Origin of the sequence: Limnothrix sp. PR1529 (assembly GCF_002742025.1) — a bacterium.
GTDB lineage: Bacteria > Cyanobacteriota > Cyanobacteriia > CACIAM-69d > CACIAM-69d > CACIAM-69d.
Map to the genome: position 1 here is coordinate 25,232 of NZ_LIRO01000134.1, position 17,344 is coordinate 42,575.

A 17,344-nucleotide genomic window follows, 5' to 3' on the forward strand; every position below is an offset into this window, starting at 1 on the left:
CCTGCAAGGTTTTAGGCGGTGGCCAGGGTGGCGACCCGATCGCCCGGTTGAGTCGTGGCCGGCTGGATCGATCGCCCCGTGGCCTGGCGCACCCAGTTCAACCAATCGGCTAACCCTTCGCCGGTTTTGGCGCTAACCGGGAAAATCGCCACCTCTGGGTTGATTTGCCGCACGTTGGCCATGATTCGATCGAGATCCACCTCCAAATAGGGGGCCAAATCCGTTTTGGTGATCAGCAAGCAATCGGCCTCCCGAAACATCACCGGATATTTCAGGGGCTTGTCTTCCCCCTCCGTGACGCTCAGGAGCGCCACCTTGGCATGTTCACCCACCTCAAATTCGGCGGGGCAAACCAAGTTCCCAACGTTTTCCACCACGACCAAATCGATCGTTTGGGGATCCACCAACGTCTTGAGCTGATGAATGCCCCCAGAGACCATCCGCGCATCCAGATGGCACGATCGCCCCGTATTGATCGCCACCACCGGCACGCCACACCGCCGCAGTCGATCGGCATCCAGTTCCGTGGTCATGTCCCCTTCAATGACCGCGATCGCCAATTCCGATTGCAACGCGCTCAGGGTCGCCTCCAACAGGGAGGTTTTCCCTGCTCCGGGGCTGCTCATCACGTTCAGGCAAGTGATTCCCCACTCGTCAAAATGCTCGCGGTTGTGGTCTGCCCCTGCCTGATTGGCGTGCAGCAGGTTCATTTCCAAGGCCGCGTCAAAGGTTTGGTGCATGGCGATCAACTCCTAGGGCAAGCAACAGCAAAACGACAACAAAACAGAAAAAATGGCAAGAAAAGGGCAAGAAATCAGGCAATGAAAAGGAAAACCAATAATCAGGATCAAAAGCCCGATCGCCCCAAAATAGCCAGACCTAGCAACACCAGCATTCGAGATCGCCAGAAGCGGCCGCTCAGGGTGGATTGGCGTTAAACCAAATTGGGATCAGCCGTTTCAATGCCGTCCCTCCGGAGGGGATCCGCCACCGCCACCGCAGCGCTCCCCTCGGAAGCGTCACTAGGCCGCAGCCCAGCGATCGGTTTGGGTTTCCTGATGAGCGTTCTGGTATTCGATGTGGGAAATTTTCAGCTCCCGACCCGATCGAATATCCTCCATCGGCGCGTCACAGGTGGGACAGGCGTAGTGCAACCCCACCTCCGGCCGATATTCCGCTTGGCAAGCGTGGCAAAAGGCCACCAACGGCACCGACTCAACCACCAACTCCGCCGCCGCCAGAAATGTCCCTTCTCGATAGGCATCGAAGGCAAACACCAGCCCCGCCGGTTCCACGCAGGTGAAATCTCCCACCCGCAGATGTACCCGCGAAATTTGCGGGCGATCGGGCTGGGACTCCCACCAATCCCGCAACGTCAACACGAGCGATCGGGTCATATCGACTTCATGCATGGGCGCACCTATTCCTTAACTGGGTTAGAGGTCTGGCACTGGGTTGAGATATCGGGTACTGGGCGAGATATCTGAGGTTCATGACCAGTCCCCAAAAACGTCAGGGCCACTAAAGGGCCACTAAGACCAGCCATCCTCAAAAATCTGCGCTTCCTCATGGATATAGGACGGCTTTTCCCGGCGCGGCAATTGTCCCGACAGCACCAAATTCGCCATCGCATCGCAAATCACCCGCGTTGCCATCAGGGAAGTCATGTCGCTGATATCGTAGGGCGGCGACACCTCCACCACCTCCAAGCCACAGATCGGCGCTTGGCGAATAATCCGCGACAGTAGATACAACGCCTCCCGAGGCAGCAACCCGCCCGGCTCCGGCCAGCCCGTTCCCGGCACAAACCCCGCATCAATGCAATCAATATCGAAGCTGATATAAACGCAATCGGTGCCGTCCAAGGCGCGTTCCAAGGCAAAATCCACCGCCGCGTCTAGCCCAATTTCCGTGATATCCGTCACGGTCAGAATGTTGGTGGCCCGTTCTCGACAAACCTTCACGCCTTGGCGCGGCACTTGCCAACCGCCAATGCCCAACTGCACCAGGTTCTTGGCAGGCGCATTCTGAATGTTGGTGGCGTGGAACCAAGGACAGGTGTGCATCCGCTCATCGAGGTCGGTTTCTTGGGTATCTACATGGCGATCGAAGTGGATAATGCCCACTTTTTTGTCCCCCAAATGGCGACAAACGCCCCGCACTGTGGGATAGCCGATCGAGTGGTCACCGCCCAAAATAATCGGGAACGCGCCCGATGCAAAAATGTGGGCAATTCCCTTAGAAATCTGATCAAAAGACTTCTCATTGTTGGCGGGAATTGTGAAAATATCCCCCACGTCACAGAGGGTAATTTGTTCCCGCAAATCAATGCCCAGCTCAAAGTTATAGGGCGTGTAAAGAGCCGAAATGCGCCGAATTCCTTGGGGGCCAAACCGCGTTCCGGGGCGATAGGTTGTGCCGGAATCATGGGGCACACCCACAATGGCCACGTCATAATTTCCCACCTGGTTCACATCTTCCAGGTAGGGCGCTTTCATGAAGGTATTAATTCCAGCATAGTGCGGCAATTCTCCCCGGGAAAAGGTCGAAATTGTCCGATCTTTGATGCTGTCGGCGGCTTCCAAACCAAACCGCAGGGCCTGATCTACTTCCTGCTGCCAGCCGGTCATGGGCAGCCGAGCTTCTAAATCCAAGGCACGTTTTGCTTCGGATTCGCCACCCTGATAGTTGGGACGTTCAAAAATACTCATCGATCGCGATGGGGGTTTGGGTTTGCAAATGACTACGGAAATGGGGCCGAATCGATCGCTCCATTCGGCTGAGGTCACCTGCGCGAACTTCCCGAAAATCCGAACTACAAAGCCCGGGGGTTCCAGGCAATCCACGCGATGTGCCTTTGACCTCCCGGGCTTTTATCCCGCCGTGTAGCTGATGCTCAAAGCTGGTTTTCAAGGCCAGAGAATTGGGGATAAATCCACTGGTCATGCCACTGAGTCATCAGCTTGCTTCTCTCGGACCAGTCACAGCGATCTGAAATTCTTTTGGAATTACCTGGAAGCTGCCGGAACCCTAGAAGCCATGTATGTTTAGCTTACCCTCAAACATACCCTAGGCAAAAGCCAACCCAAAAGTTGTATCCCCCACTACGGGATGCAAATTAACTAGCCCGATCGCAACTCAAAATAACAACTCAAAATGACAACAAAGGTTACCAGTCAATTAAGAATCATCTCGCTGCATGAAAAATCATGGCCCACCACCCTCCTCCTCAACGCTAAATCCATCGTCAAATCCATCAGTTCCCATCCCGATCCATCCACCCACAGCTTCACCCACTGAAGCGATCGGCCATGAAGACGTTCTTGAGTGCTTCCCCAAGGCGGCTTAGGCACGGCGCAGCTTAAGCACCGGTCATCAGCGCCGGTTAACCGATGCAAATTAATGAAAATTCGCGGGTTAGAAAATTCGCGGGTTAATTGAGCGGGTTAATCAATTGGTCGATCGCCCGCTGCCTGGGTCAATTTTCGTCCCGATCGCCCCGTCATCACACCTTTTTTAATCACTCCGGGGCCCCACTCAGGCTCCCAAAGACTTCTCCATGTAGCAATTCCACGGTCTGCTTGCTCCCATTCCCCTCTGGTGAGATAGTGTAGGGGCTAACTCGGGCGGTCGTAGTCCATCTGCCTACTGCGACGCGCGCTCTACACCCCGGGATTTAGCTGTTTCTTGAGATCGCGGCGCGCGCCGATCGCTGTCCCCCACTCACCTTCTCCAGTCGAACGAGTTCGAGCAAGTATGGCTGTCGCTACCCAATCCCTCGACGAACTGTCTATTAATGCCATTCGCTTTTTGGCGATCGATGCCGTTCAGAAGGCGAACTCGGGTCACCCCGGTCTGCCGATGGGCGCGGCTCCCATGGCCTATGTGCTGTGGAATCAGTTCCTCCGTTTCAATCCCAAGAATCCGAACTGGTTTAACCGTGATCGCTTCGTATTGTCGGCTGGCCACGGCTGTATGTTGCAGTATGCGCTGCTACATCTGACGGGCTATGACAGCGTGACCATTGAAGACATCAAAAATTTCCGTCAGTGGGGATCGCGCACGCCCGGCCACCCCGAGAACTTCGAAACCCCCGGCGTGGAAGTTACCACCGGCCCCCTGGGTCAAGGGATTTGTAACGCTGTGGGCTTGGCCGCTGCGGAAGCCCACTTGGCTGCCAAATTCAACAAGCCCGATGCCAAGATCGTCGATCACTACACCTACGTGATCCTGGGCGATGGCTGCAACATGGAAGGCGTGTCCGGTGAAGCTTGCTCCTTGGCTGGCCACTGGGGCTTGGGCAAGCTGATCGCGCTGTACGATGACAACCACATTTCGATCGACGGTAACACGGATATTTCCTTTACCGAAGATGTCAGCAAGCGCTTTGAAGCCTACGGCTGGCACACGATCCACGTGACCAACGGCAACACGGATTTGGCCGCGATCGCGAAGGCGATCGAAGAAGCCAAGGCCGTCACAGACAAGCCGACCCTGATCAAGGTCACCACCACGATCGGTTACGGTTCGCCCAACAAAGCCAACACCGCTGGCGTACACGGTGCGGCGCTGGGCCCCGACGAAGTGAAGCTGACCCGCGAAAGCTTGGGTTGGAGCTACGGCGAGTTTGAAGTGCCCGCCGAAGTGGCCGAGGGTTGGACGAAGAAAGCGATCGAAACCGGTGCCAGCCTGGAAGCCGAGTGGAACAGCATCTTCGCCCAATACAAGACCCAGTACGCCGCTGATGCCGCTGAATTTGAGCGGTTGCTGCGCGGTGAACTGCCCCAAGGTTGGGATGCGGATCTGCCCACCTACACTCCCGCTGACAAGGCGGTGGCAACCCGGAAGCATTCGGAAATCTGCCTGAATGCGATCGCCCCCAAACTGCCCGAACTGATCGGCGGTTCGGCGGACTTGACCCACTCCAACCTGACCGAGCTGAAGTGCTCCGGCGACTTCCAAAAGGGCGCTTACGAAAACCGTAACGTCCGCTTTGGGGTGCGCGAGCACGGCATGGCCGCCATCTGCAACGGCATCGCCCTGCACAACTCGGGCTTGATTCCCTACTGCGCCACCTTCCTGGTGTTCGCAGACTACATGCGCGGCGCAATGCGCCTGTCGGCCCTGGCGGAAGCCGGTGTGATCTACGTGTTGACCCACGACTCGATCGCCCTGGGTGAAGATGGCCCGACCCACCAACCCGTGGAAACGATCGCCTCGTTGCGGATCATCCCCAACCTGCTGACCCTGCGCCCCGCCGACGGCACGGAAACCTCCGGCGCTTACAAGGTGGCCGTGGCTAACCGCAAGCGCCCCAGTGCCCTGGCCCTGACTCGCCAAAACCTGCCGAACTTGGCTGGTTCCAGCGCTGACAAGGTAGCCCAAGGTGCTTACGTGATCACCGATTGCGAAGGCACGCCCGAACTGATCCTGATCGGTACCGGTTCGGAAGTCAGCCTCTGCGTTGCCGCTGCCGAGCAACTGACTGCCGCTGGCCGCAAGGTGCGCGTGGTGTCGATGCCCTGCATGGAGCTGTTTGAAGAGCAAAGCGCCGAATACAAGGAATCGGTGCTGCCCGCTGCCGTCACCAAGCGGTTGTCGGTGGAAGCTGGCACGACCTTCGGTTGGGCCCGCTACGTGGGTTCGGCCGGCGCTTCGATCGGGACGGACACCTTTGGCGCTTCGGCTCCCGGTGGCGTGTTGATGGAGAAGTTCGGCTTCACCGTCGAGAACGTGTTAGACAAGGCTAAGGCCCTGCTCGGCTAATCCCCGCACCAACGCTCAGCTTGGATGTTCGGTTGCAAGGGGTCACGGCCCCTTGTGACCCGGCAGACCACTGAATCTCGTTCGACAATTTATTTTTTGAACAAACAATCGGGTTAGTCCTTGTGGCTAGCCCGATTTTGTTTTTCGCGTTTTGGTCTTGTTTTTGGTTGCTTGGACTTTGTTCCTCAAGGAATTGCTTTCCCAAGAAAAGCGTTCAGTCGTTGAGGTCGTCGAGCAACTGACTGGCCATGAGCCGAACCAAGGAGGCTGCCGGGCCGATCGGCTCCAGCCATTGCACATCCACATCGGTGTGATCGCGCTGCCAGCTATATACCTGCTCAAATAAGGCATCGGTGAGACTACCGGCAAACAGGAAGTAGGGAAAGATGCCGATCGCCCGGTGGCCGGCAGCGGCAAACTCCGTGAGCCGATCGAGCAGCGTTGGGGCGATCGCCCAGTAAGCCAACGTGAGGCCCAGTTGCTCCGCCAACTGTTCCACCAATTGATTGCCCAGCGGGTTCCGGCTGCCATGGGCCACCAGCACCCAAGCCCGGCGCGGCAACTCCACCGCAACCTTGCGCCACTCCTCCGTCATGACCCGATCTAAGCCGGGCCATACGCCCAGGGGAGGATAGAGCTGCCATCGATCGCCCCATTGGGGCCCCATGCTCTGGGTTGCCAAGGCCACTTCCTCGGGGACATCCACCGTGGCATGAACTCCCATCGACAAAAAGAGGGGAATGATTTCCACCCGCACCGCCCCGGCCGATCGCGCACGTTGGGCGAACCCCACTAACTGCTGATGCAGCGGCGTGCTAGCCCCCTCCAACTGGGCCACAGCCACAATCGATCGCACGTTGGCCGCCGCCAGCGTTGCCGAAAGCCGACTCGCCAACAACTCCACCGCTTGACGGGGACGATGATCGCGACTGCCATGGGCTACTAACACCACGGCACGCAAAACCGGTCGCGAAGGATCGTTAATCGATCGGGGATAGCCCATGGAGTCTGTCGAAAACCGCTAAACGAAGCGTCATTAGTCGGGGGCGATCTCCGGTCGTTTCACATGCCAGTGAGTTGCCTGTTCATAAGCATGGGCCACTTCCAGCACCAAATCTTCCCGCAGCACATCGCCAATGATTTGCATCCCGATCGGCATCCCGTTGCGATCAAAACCACAGGGCAAGCTCAGGGCAGGCAAACCGGCCAAGTTCACTGGAATTGTCATCAAATCCGACAGGTACATGGACACCGGATCATCAGTCTTTTCACCCGCCTTGAAGGCCGTGGTTGGAGCCGTGGGCGAAATCAGCACATCCACCCTTGCAAAAGCTCGCTCAAAGTCTTGCTTAATCAGGGTGCGCACCTTTTGGGCCCGCAGGTAATAGGCATCGTAGTAACCCGCTGACAGGGCATAAGTCCCGATCGCAATCCGTCGTTTGACCTCGGAGCCAAATCCGGCGGCGCGGGTCTTTTCATACATCTCAAGCAGGTTCTCGCCGGGGGCCCGGAAACCATACTTCACCCCGTCATAACGCGCCAGGTTCGCTGAAGCTTCCGACGGCGCAATGATGTAGTAGGTTGGCAGCCCGTAGCGGAATCGGGGGCAGGAGACCACCTCAATTTCAGCACCCAGCTCCTGAAGCACCTTCAGGGCATCTTCAACGGCCTTTTCCACTTCCGCGTCCAGGCCAGCACCGAAGGTTTCTTGAATCACCCCTACCTTTAGCTTGCTCTTGGGGCGGAAATCCGGAAGCAGGCTCTTGGCATAGTTGGGAATCGGCACATTCAAACTAGTGGAATCTTTGGGGTCATACCCCGCGATCGTCCCCAAAAGCAGGGCCGTGTCTTCCACTGATCGCCCAAAGGGCCCGACTTGATCCAGCGAAGAGGCAAAGGCCACCAGCCCATAGCGGGACACCAGGCCATAGGTGGGTTTCAGGCCAACCACGCCACAGAAGGCAGCGGGCTGACGGATGGAGCCACCGGTATCAGAACCGATCGAGACCAGACATTGGCCTGCTGCAACGGCCGCCGCCGACCCACCGGAGGAACCACCGGGCACACGCTCCAAGTCCCAGGGGTTCGCTGTCACTTGGAAAGCGGAGTTTTCCGTGGAGCTGCCCATGGCAAACTCGTCCAGATTGGTCTTGCCGACCATCACCGCTCCCGCATCGAAGAGCTTTTGGGTCACGGTGGATTCGTAGGGCGGCACAAAGTTATCCAACATTTTGGACGCGCAGGTGGTGCGAATGCCGCGCGTACACATGTTGTCTTTGATGGCGATCGGGATGCCAGCTAGGGGGCCGATCGACTCGCCCGCTGCAATTTTGGCATCCACACGCTGGGCTTGTTCCAGGGCCAAATCAGCCGTGAGGGTCAAGAAACTCTTCACCCGTGGCTCGGTTTGGGCAATGTGGTCAAGCGCTTCGCGGGCGATCTCGACGGCCGAGCGCTCTTTGCGAACGAGTTGTTGGTGTAGCTCGCGGATGGATGCCATTGGGAATGCTTCAGGATGCGTAGAAAGGCTGCAAAATTCTCAGGCTTTCGGATGGATTAGGCAAGCGGCACAGCGCCCAATTGCATCAATTCGGGTCATCAATTGCGCCATAAACCAGATCTGATTAGGAGGTTAACAAGATCCGCTGGGCAACATTCTGACAATAATCGATGGAAAAAATAGGACGACTGCACAGATGGCCGTCTCTAGGATACCAAACCATTGTTGAACCCCCTGGCCCCAAAGGGGGTTCTGCGGGTGGTTTCTCCATTTCGGCCCTGGGGAGGTGGGCAACCAGGGATCGATCGCCCCGATCTCGCCCCTAGGGAACCTCGCCCCTAGGGAACCATGGGCAGATGCTGCACCCGCGACAGGGTTTGAGCGATCGCCCAAAGGCTATGGCAACTGGGTTCCTGCTCCGGGGGTGCTCCCTTGGCGGAAGGCTTGGGAGAAGGCAGGGCCGCCTGATAGGCCGTGCGCAGTTGCTGGAACACCGCCGCCCGATCGCGCGCCCCCGTGGCATCCAGCCGCACAACCAGCTCTCCGCTGGCGCGCTGTTCAAAGGACTGCAAGCCCAACTGTAAGTCGGGATTCACCGCACTCACGGATTGACAGGCACTCACAAAAGCCGACCAGTCAATTCCCTGAGGGAAAGTCCACTCGATCGCCATTAGCTCGTTGCGAACCGTTTGCTCAAATTCGCCGGGCATGAACGATCGGGTTCCTTCCGGCAGGCGATCGCCCCTCGTCAGGTACAAATAATCGCAAACCGCGTCACTGAGGGACGTTTCAGAATCAATTTCCCAGCCTTGGATGCAAGCCCCCGTCAGCACTGTTCCCATGAACCTTGCGCCCCTTGCTTCCACCTCCGTCAAATCCGCCGAAGACAGATTCGCTCGGGTGAAATCAGCCTTATTCAGCTTGGCTCCCGTCAAGGTCGCACTGGTCAGATTCGCGCCGGTTAACTGGGCACGCCACAGATCCGCCCCAATCAAAATGGCATCGGCAAAACTGCACTGGGCCAAGATGGCATCGCTAAAGTTGGCTTCCAGCAACTTTGATCGACTGAAATCCGTCCGACAAAGCACCGCGTCCATAAAACTGGCGCGGCTGAGTTTGGCATCGGCCAAGCTCGCTTCGCTGAGGTCAGCCCCGATAAATTCCGCTTCGATCGGCTTCGATCGCCGCAAATCAGCCTTGCGCAAATTGGTTTCTACCAACTTGGCCCAAATCAAATCCGTATCGACCAAGATCGCTCCCTGCAAATTGGCCCGGGTCAAGTTTGCTTGGCCCAAATCCGCCCCGGTCAGGTTGGCCCCGGTTAAGTCCGCCCCCGAGAGATCTGCCCGGATTAGCTTGGCATGGCTCAGGTTCACCCCCTTGAGATCCACACCGCGCAGATCAATGCCACTGAGGTCGGGTTTCGCCTCCGACTGACGAGAGCGCCAGTGGTTCCAAGCGTTCACCCCTTTTTCCAAATGCACCAGCTCAGAATTAGCCCAGCGCCACTCACGTCTCGCGGTGGCGATCCGTTCAATCAGGGCAAGCCGTGGATTGTCAGTCAAGGTGTCCTCCTCAGTCGGATCATCGTCGATGGCAATTGCAAAAGGATGGGATCGGGGAATTTCAAAGAGATTTCAGGGTTTTGAGGCAAATTTAAACCTCCTGATTCTTTTTCTGTTGTACTTCAGTGCTCCGAGGCGTTGTTGGTGGGTCGGGCCCCTTCAATCGCCAGTCATGGGCGAGGAAATCTGGGCTAGCGCGACCGATCGGGCAAAAGCCGAACAGCACCTAAGCAGTCACTGAGCAGTTACTGAACTGTGATTGAACAGCAATCGCTCAGACCGAGAAATTGCACTAAATTTGGCTGAGACGGCGATAGACCAATGCCAGCGCATTGGCATCGCCCACATTGCCCGGGAATAAGACCACGGGCAAGTTCGGAAACTGGGGATGATGGTCGGCGGTTTTGACGACGGAAACACCGGGCAAGATCTGGCCTAGCAGTCGAGCCGATCGCAAGGCTAAACCGTCGCTGAGGGTGTCGTTGGAGGTAATGCCCCCTTTGCTAATGAGGTAACCAATATCCTCCGGCAGCCCCCGCTCGATCGCCATCAGCAGGGCTGAGACCGCTTGCCCGAATTCCAAGCGAATGTCCACCGTCTCAAAGGTCAGCTCCTGGCGGCTGGTGTAGATCACAGGTGTTTTACCATCAGCACGCACCCGCTGCACCTCTGTCAACGCGCGATCGCACAGGCTAGCGGCAATGGCAGCGCGATCGGGCCTTTGCAGTTCTGCCACGGGCACTTCAATGCCCACCACCCCCGGCTCCGCCAGCAATTGCTGAAGCTGTTCGGTGGTTTTGCGCACATGGGAACCCACAATCGCCACTCCCGATCGCCCGTCTCGGACATACTGGGCCATCGCTTCAGCGGCCACCGGCTGGGGTGGCAGGGCCGCTAAGGCCGTCAGGATGCTAGCGGCCGATCGAAACAGGAATCGCTTCCCCTGGCTTGCCTGAGACAACAGAGCCGCCGCAAATTGATTTAAATCGGCCTGCACTTCCCCATCCACCACGCAGCATCTATTCCCGGTCAAGGCTTGCAGTCGCTGCTCCAGGGTCAGCCGATCGCCGCGCAAATCGGCCAATTGAAACCGCTCCACCCGGTCTGCGGGAATGCGCCCCGCCGTCTTTTCCGCCACGTAATCCGGCAAGTAGCTGTGGCGATAACCAAACACCGAATCGCGGGCAAATTCCGTCTCGTGGACGGGGGTATCCACACCGTTCACCTTCAGATAATGCACACTGTCGCGGGTGACGCGACCCCCTTCAAAAAAGGCCGGCACCAGAAAATGAGCATCAAAGGGCCCCAACTCCTGCGCGATCGCGTCAGTCTCCACGGGGTAGTGGCCACGCAGGGTTGAGTCCGATCGACTCACCACCAGCCAATCCGTCAGCCCCACTTGGGCGATCGCCTGCTTCAAATTACGACAAACCTCCCGCGTCACCGCGTCGGCCGCCTCCGCCGTCAAAGCCCGCGTATTAGTCAGCACAAATACAATTGGCGACGCATCCTCCAACCCCAAACAAAGGGTTTCCACATCCCAACGCATTAACAGCAAGCAACTATGAACCGTCTGGGATCCCGTTGGGTCATCGTCCAAAACAATAATTTTGGGCGCTTTGGTCCGGTCAGAGGGAGAGGCGCTAGACATTGCGGTTCGCTCAGGGAAAATCGCAAGACAACCTTTCTATTTTGCCTGCAATAGTCCTGAAAATCACGCTTTGCAGCAAGATGATGCTAGAGCTTAAATTTCTGAGCTGGTGATTAGCTTTTAAGGGGTCTTATTCAATTAACCAATCTGATTGATTAGCAAACTCAGCTTGCCAAGTTTCTGGGAAATGCTGCTTTAGGTAATGCTTGAGATCTTGATTGGCTTCAAGAAATCGTGATTTAAGGCGCTCATAAATTACGAGATCCGGAGTGGGATAGTCACCGGCATTATATTTAGTAAATCCTGAAAACTCATGGGCTGGTAATCCTAGGAATTGCACAACTCGCGCCAGGGTTCCTTGGGGATGCTGGTAGAATTTTTCACTGTTCAGAATCAGCAGTTGATCAGATCCGAAGCGCGATCGCCAAGGTTTGAGCTGCTCGGCGTAGCGTCCCCGAGCCACATAGCTGTAATGCTGATAGGCATAGCTTTGATAGGCTGGATCAGATAGAAAACGATCGGCTTCGCCGGCCAAGCGTTCCGATTCCGCATTCAAAGCCGCCTCCAAGTCCAAAGATTCAAACTGCCACCGCACCTCATGGTAGTAGTGGGACAGGGCGCGATCGGCTGGATTTCGTAATAGAACAATAATTTTTAAGCTTGGATCAAATTCCCAAGCCCGTTGAGCCACCAAAGGATGAAAAATATAGTAGGGACTGGCTTCACCAGTCATTTCATGAGGTTCTGAATTGGCAGGAAACTGTTGCAGATACCAATCAATTCCCTGGTTCCACTGCAAATCGAAGAAATGGACTTCTTTAGTTGCTGCCGATTGAATTTGAGGATGTTGCAGCAAATATTGATAAAGAGAAGTGGTTCCTCCCTTTTGCACACCAATAATTAAAAAGTCAGGCTTCATACTAAACCAGTTTCTTGAAACTACTTGTGACTGAAATGGTTGATGAGTTAGGAATTTTTCTGATTTCAACCTGGCAACCGGCTTTGAGTTAATGAATAGACTCTTCAAAGAATTGATTGGTCAAAAATTGATCAAAAATTAACCCAAAACTAGTTAAGCATTAGACCACGTTTAAGCCGTCTTTTGAGCCGTTGCCACCAGGACATTTGTGCCGTTATTCGGGTTGATTCGAGGGTGGTAGACATTTGCTGAAGTTGCATTTGTTGCGCTTGAATTTGCTCTGACTGAGCCGCACAATGTACAAGCAGGCGATCAAGTTCTGCTTTCAGAAACGATTGCGATTGTCGCAACTCAGCTAACTCAGCCAGGTGACTGACTTGGCGATCGCGCAACTGTTGCAGTCGATCGCGCTCTAGGGTTAACGCCTCTTGAGCATCCAACAAATCATTTTGCAGCCGCTCACACTCAATCACCGCCGCTAGTCTTTCCGCCTCCTTGCCCGCAAATACCGCTGGAAAATGTGTTGCGTAAAGCTTGGCATGTTTGGCACAAATATATTCAAACAGGCGCGATCGTTGCTCGGGAATATTGCAACCGCTGACCATCGAAGCCGGGCGACAACGATAGGCAAACCCCACCGCTTCCAAGTGCAAAAACTGCCAGCCCCGTTCAGCAATACTAAGCCAAAAATCCCAGTCTTCATAGCCCAATTGATCGGGAATTTTGGAGTCATAACCGCCAATGTCTGACCAGATTGAGCGACGAAACACCGCACAGGCATCGATCGCATTACCGCGCAGCAGCAAATCCACTGAAAATCGAGGCACTTGCACCAACCCAGACTCGGCTCCAAATCGCTCTAGGTTGCCATAAACAACACCCACTTCCGGATGTTGCACTAACAGTTCGATCGCCCGAGTCAGGTATGGAAGCTTGACACAATTATCCGCATCCAAGGGCAAAATATAACAACCTTTTGCTGCTCGAATTCCACAGTTTCTGGCCGCCGATAAACCCTGGTTTTCCTGGTCAATAACTTGATAGCCCTGAGCTTTCAGAACTGAGAGTTGCTCAAGAGTCAGTGGATCCGTTGAGCCATCATTCACAACAATAATTTCCCAATGACTCCCGCCACAGCTTTCCACACTGGCGATCGCCTCATTCAGAAATTCGCCATGGTTGTAGCAGGGAATCACCACAGATAACAGCACTGGCTTTTCAACAACCGTAGGAATCACAAATTCCTGTTGAGGCATACCTGAGTTCATGATCTAATCGCCCTACACAAACTTGGCTTTCAGACGTTTCAAAGCTTGCTGTATCCGCCAACCTTTAGATTGCTCAACCGTTTTGAGCTGCGCCTGCGTCTGATCTAGTTTTTCCGCAAACTGCTGAGATAGTTGATGCATTTCCTGTTGATGGCGAAAATTATTCTGAATCAAGCAACCATGCAGAGACAAAACAGCACGTTCTGGCGGTACACCGTCATAAATCGGTGGATTGTCATCAATACTGGGCGCAACAGTGACCCAATCCGGCATAGAACTGGATAGATCTGCTGCTTGATCTAAGGCTTTTAAGAGTGAAAAGTATCGCGGCGCAATTGTATAGAGCGATCGCGCCAGCGGATAATCCCAACCCAAGCTTGCAAACAGTTTAGGGTCAAAAATTTGAGAAAGAACTTCGGGTTCAGCTTGATCTGCTTGAATAGCTAAGTTCAGCTTAGTTTGTAGTAGCTTTAGCCCAGTTTCTGGGTTTTCTAAAAAAGCGTTGACATTAATCAGTAAACTTTGGTCTTGATGTTTTTCATAAAAACGCAGGAGCGATCGATTGTAAATATACCAACTTCGTAGCGCATAATCGGGGTTTGCCACAAATGTTGGATGATTGACGCGCAACACTGAATCTGCCACATCCCAAGGGAATCGATACACCAGCAGATAGCGAGCATTGGGCAATAAATCAGCCCAAAAATCTAAAAGTAGCGTTGTTCTCGGGTCTTTCCATCCCCACAATCCTTGACTCGATCGACTGGCAATTAAAGCTTTAGCATCCGGCAGATAAGCATCCAGATTTTGTAAATTGAGCTGCTCGCTTTCCGTCCAGCCCCAATCTGGCCAACCCAAATCATTCGCAGGCGATCGCTCCTGCAAAATTCGGCGTTGAAATTCTAGGAAATCAACATCCTCAAAATAGCCCTTGGCATTATGAATATCGCCATCTAACAGGCGATCGCCCAAATCTACACCGAGCGCTCCCACCACCGCCGTCATCAGAGAAGTGCCCGATCGATGCATTCCTGCCACAATCAGCGGCATGTTACTGAGCAGTAAATTTCCAGATCCCGAATGAGCCATAACCATTAACAAATAAATCAACAGATGAATTAAAAAAACTATGGCAACGCTTCCAGTAGGATGAAAATTGCTCGATGGGTTAAATGATTCAGAAAAATGTCAATCCTTAAACCAATTAAACCTTCAAAACCCTCACGGTTCTGAAGCCTTGAGCGGCAATGTCACGGCAGATGCAGGTCCCGCATAAACCGTCACATCAGGATCCACTACCCAATCAATAATGCCACTAGCATGGGAAAAATCTTCCACCTGCACCTTAAACATGGCCGCATCAATCCAGCGATCTAAATAACCAAAATGCCCATCAATTGTTCCAGAAACTCCAGCGTTCATAAAGTAAGCACCTGCATTTAACAGACACTTAAATCGAAACTTGACCTTGGCAACCGAGCCAGCTTTCACCTGCTCGATCGCAAAGTTACGCCCCACCAACGATGCGCCACCTAACTCCAAGCCGCTCACAGTTTTAATGAGCATTCCGAAGCGAACTTGCGTCACATCTTGCTCAAATTTCACGGTGTAAGTGTACAGATACTCATCCCGACCAACAAGATAGTTCACCACCTCGCCATTTAAAGTTGTAATTTTTGGATCCTGAATCTTCGCGCCCCGAGAAATATAGGCGATTGTCTGTGGCGGCTGCATCTGAGCATCAAAGTAGGCCTTAAGCCGAGTTGTTCCCAGGTGCTTCTGCGGAGTCCGGGGCGCAACCGGTTGCAGTAGATCCGTTGAAGCTGCCATGCTTTCAATAATAGTCAGTTCTTTGTGGCTAAAAACATTAGCTTCTGAGCCGTTTAAGCGCCGAATTTCTTCTCGTAGCTCCTGAGCTTTATTGGGCGGAGCATAGCTAAGTTTTTGATACTTATCAACAACTAATTTCGGATTACCATCTAATAGCAATTCACCACGATCCAGCAAGATAGCGCGATCGCACAACTCAATAATTGTCGATGCTCCATGAGAAACAAAGAGAATCGTTCCTCCTGCATCTCGCACCGCATGAATCTTCGCAAAACACTTTCGCTGAAAAGCCTCATCTCCTACCGAGAGAGCTTCGTCAACCACCAAAATATCAGGATCCGAATGAATGGCAACGGCAAATGCTAGCCGTACAAACATGCCACTCGAGTAAGTTTTGACTGGCTCATCTAAAAATTCGCCAATATCCGCAAATGCAGCAATTTGGTCAAACTTTGCCTCTACTTCTCGGCGTGACAGACCCAACATTTGGGCATTGAAAAATACATTTTGCCGACCCGTAAATTCTGGGTTAAAGCCGCTTCCTAACTCCAAAAGTGCGGAAATTCGCCCCTGCACTTGCACAGAACCACTGGAGGGCTGCAACGTTCCCACAACCATCTGCAAGGTTGTACTTTTCCCAGAACCATTTCGGCCCACAATGCCTAAGGTTTGTCCTCGGGGAACCTCAAGGTTGAGATCTTTAACCGCCCAAAACGCATTCGCTTGCTGACGATTTGGTAACAGCAACTCCTTCAGGCGATCGACCGGCTTCGCATACCGCTGAAACGACTTGGAAACACTCTGAAGCGAAATAACAATATCGTTCATTAGGGCTAAGGACGGTCAGACTCCAACCAAGGATAGTTACCAGATCTTCGCACCGCGACACAGATCCGGTAAACCGCGAATTTGCAGGTTCCAAACACCTTAGCAGAAACTACTCAGCATTGATGCATTCACCCGGTCGGATCCAGCGTCTCCTAAAGCACATCCGCAAAACCTGGCCGCAACCGGCGATAAACCCAACGCCCCACAACATAAGCCACGAGCGAATAGCCAACCGTTGCCAGCCATTCTCCCCAGTGCGTGATTTGCCCTACAATCGCCAGCTCTCGGTAAATTTCAACGACTACCGCAGCCGGATTCAGCCACAACAACCAATCACGCCACTCAACCGGCACAGCCGAGAGTGGATAAACAATTGGGGTCAAATAAAACAGCATACTCAGCACAACCAGTAAAGACTGCGCTAAATCTCGAATAAAAACCGTTAAGCCAGCAACCAAATAACTCAGCCCGATCGTCAGCAATAGTTGTGGAATCCAAATCAACGGCATCAAAATTAAAGTTAACTGTAGTTCCTGGTGACTTACTGCTAACATCGCCACCAAAAGCAGAAACCCTGCAAAGCTCTCCATAAATGCAGATAGTACAGGAACAAGGGGTAATAACCCCAAAGGAAAAACAACCTTCTTAACTAGATTCGGTTGGGTTAAAACAACCGTAGACGCTTGAACAAGGGCATTCGTAATCGCAGTCCAGGGCAATAGTCCCGCGTAGAGCCATAGACCAAACGTAAAGCTATTTGAATCAACTCCAACGAGATTGAGCTTAACTTTGAGAACAATTGAGAAAACATAGGTATAAATAAAAATTTGGGAAATTTGATGGGCGATCGTCCACAAATTTCCCAAACTTGATCCTTTATATTTAGCCTCCAAGTCTCGAACAACTAGAGCACGCAACAACCCCAATTGCTTAACTTGCTGATCGCTGAGTAATAACATTATCAATCATCTCTGAACAACACAGACCGGGACTGCTACAGCCTACGGTACAGACTAG

General features: G+C 53.7%; 13 protein-coding genes and 1 riboswitch. Of the genes, 1 reads left to right on the forward strand and 12 read right to left on the reverse strand.

Annotated features, from left to right (window positions below; genetic code table 11):
- Positions 1–11: 11 nt before the first annotated feature.
- From hypB to AMR42_RS18480, 3 genes are all read right to left on the reverse strand, one after another.
- Complete coding sequence (hypB, locus tag AMR42_RS18470) at positions 12–740, reverse strand: hydrogenase nickel incorporation protein HypB (protein ID WP_099535188.1); 729 nt, start codon at positions 738–740, stop codon at positions 12–14.
- A gap of 282 nt (positions 741–1,022) precedes the next feature.
- Positions 1,023–1,412 carry a hydrogenase maturation nickel metallochaperone HypA gene (hypA, locus tag AMR42_RS18475; RefSeq protein WP_099535190.1) on the reverse strand — a complete coding sequence of 130 codons (390 nt, stop codon included), beginning with the start codon at positions 1,410–1,412 and terminating at the stop codon, positions 1,023–1,025.
- 120 nt (positions 1,413–1,532) lie between these two features.
- Positions 1,533–2,711 carry an agmatinase family protein gene (locus AMR42_RS18480; RefSeq protein ID WP_099535192.1) on the reverse strand — a complete coding sequence of 393 codons (1,179 nt, stop codon included), beginning with the start codon at positions 2,709–2,711 and terminating at the stop codon, positions 1,533–1,535.
- Positions 2,712–2,860: 149 nt separating this feature from the next.
- A riboswitch (guanidine-I (ykkC/yxkD leader) is annotated at positions 2,861–3,045 on the reverse strand.
- Between the two features lie 711 nt (positions 3,046–3,756).
- On the opposite strand from AMR42_RS18480, the gene tkt reads away from it, so the two are divergent.
- Positions 3,757–5,766 carry a transketolase gene (gene tkt, locus AMR42_RS18490; protein ID WP_099535196.1) on the forward strand — a complete coding sequence of 670 codons (2,010 nt, stop codon included), beginning with the start codon at positions 3,757–3,759 and terminating at the stop codon, positions 5,764–5,766.
- 214 nt (positions 5,767–5,980) lie between these two features.
- Here tkt and AMR42_RS18495 read toward each other — a convergent pair whose 3' ends face one another.
- The 9 genes from AMR42_RS18495 to AMR42_RS18535 form a co-directional block, all read right to left on the reverse strand.
- Positions 5,981–6,769, reverse strand: a complete 789-nt coding sequence (locus tag AMR42_RS18495) for a sirohydrochlorin chelatase (RefSeq protein ID WP_099535198.1) — start codon at positions 6,767–6,769, stop codon at positions 5,981–5,983.
- A 33-nt stretch (positions 6,770–6,802) separates the two neighbouring features.
- Positions 6,803–8,266, reverse strand: a complete 1,464-nt coding sequence (gene gatA, locus AMR42_RS18500; RefSeq protein ID WP_099535200.1) for an Asp-tRNA(Asn)/Glu-tRNA(Gln) amidotransferase subunit GatA — start codon at positions 8,264–8,266, stop codon at positions 6,803–6,805.
- 338 nt (positions 8,267–8,604) lie between these two features.
- Positions 8,605–9,831, reverse strand: a complete 1,227-nt coding sequence (locus AMR42_RS18505; protein WP_099535202.1) for a pentapeptide repeat-containing protein — start codon at positions 9,829–9,831, stop codon at positions 8,605–8,607.
- Positions 9,832–10,123: 292 nt separating this feature from the next.
- Complete coding sequence (locus AMR42_RS18510; RefSeq protein WP_099535204.1) at positions 10,124–11,482, reverse strand: four-carbon acid sugar kinase family protein; 1,359 nt, start codon at positions 11,480–11,482, stop codon at positions 10,124–10,126.
- 130 nt (positions 11,483–11,612) lie between these two features.
- Complete coding sequence (locus AMR42_RS18515; RefSeq protein ID WP_099535206.1) at positions 11,613–12,401, reverse strand: sulfotransferase domain-containing protein; 789 nt, start codon at positions 12,399–12,401, stop codon at positions 11,613–11,615.
- 149 nt (positions 12,402–12,550) lie between these two features.
- Positions 12,551–13,669, reverse strand: a complete 1,119-nt coding sequence (locus tag AMR42_RS18520; protein WP_099535208.1) for a glycosyltransferase — start codon at positions 13,667–13,669, stop codon at positions 12,551–12,553.
- A 12-nt stretch (positions 13,670–13,681) separates the two neighbouring features.
- On the reverse strand, positions 13,682–14,779 hold the full coding sequence (locus tag AMR42_RS18525; protein WP_099535210.1) for a sulfotransferase family protein: 1,098 nt from the start codon (positions 14,777–14,779) through the stop codon (positions 13,682–13,684).
- 111 nt (positions 14,780–14,890) lie between these two features.
- Positions 14,891–16,327: an ABC transporter ATP-binding protein gene (locus tag AMR42_RS18530; protein WP_099535212.1), complete on the reverse strand. Its 1,437-nt coding sequence runs from the start codon at positions 16,325–16,327 to the stop codon at positions 14,891–14,893.
- Between the two features lie 152 nt (positions 16,328–16,479).
- The gene (locus AMR42_RS18535) at positions 16,480–17,286 is read right to left on the reverse strand and encodes an ABC transporter permease (RefSeq protein WP_099535214.1); all 807 of its coding nucleotides are present in this window, start codon (positions 17,284–17,286) and stop codon (positions 16,480–16,482) included.
- Positions 17,287–17,344 lie beyond the last annotated feature (58 nt).

Excerpts from the sequence above, each read along its gene's own strand:
- hypB (WP_099535188.1), bottom strand. The coding sequence starts at position 740 with ATGCACCAAACCTTTGACGCGGCCTTGGAAATGAACCTGCTGCACGCC.
- hypA (WP_099535190.1), bottom strand. The coding sequence starts at position 1,412 with ATGCATGAAGTCGATATGACCCGATCGCTCGTGTTGACGTTGCGGGAT.
- AMR42_RS18480 (WP_099535192.1), bottom strand. The coding sequence starts at position 2,711 with ATGAGTATTTTTGAACGTCCCAACTATCAGGGTGGCGAATCCGAAGCA.
- tkt (WP_099535196.1), top strand. The coding sequence starts at position 3,757 with ATGGCTGTCGCTACCCAATCCCTCGACGAACTGTCTATTAATGCCATT.
- AMR42_RS18495 (WP_099535198.1), bottom strand. The coding sequence starts at position 6,769 with ATGGGCTATCCCCGATCGATTAACGATCCTTCGCGACCGGTTTTGCGT.
- gatA (WP_099535200.1), bottom strand. The coding sequence starts at position 8,266 with ATGGCATCCATCCGCGAGCTACACCAACAACTCGTTCGCAAAGAGCGC.
- AMR42_RS18510 (WP_099535204.1), bottom strand. The coding sequence starts at position 11,482 with ATGTCTAGCGCCTCTCCCTCTGACCGGACCAAAGCGCCCAAAATTATT.
- AMR42_RS18515 (WP_099535206.1), bottom strand. The coding sequence starts at position 12,401 with ATGAAGCCTGACTTTTTAATTATTGGTGTGCAAAAGGGAGGAACCACT.
- AMR42_RS18520 (WP_099535208.1), bottom strand. The coding sequence starts at position 13,669 with ATGAACTCAGGTATGCCTCAACAGGAATTTGTGATTCCTACGGTTGTT.
- AMR42_RS18530 (WP_099535212.1), bottom strand. The coding sequence starts at position 16,327 with ATGAACGATATTGTTATTTCGCTTCAGAGTGTTTCCAAGTCGTTTCAG.
- AMR42_RS18535 (WP_099535214.1), bottom strand. The coding sequence starts at position 17,286 with ATGTTATTACTCAGCGATCAGCAAGTTAAGCAATTGGGGTTGTTGCGT.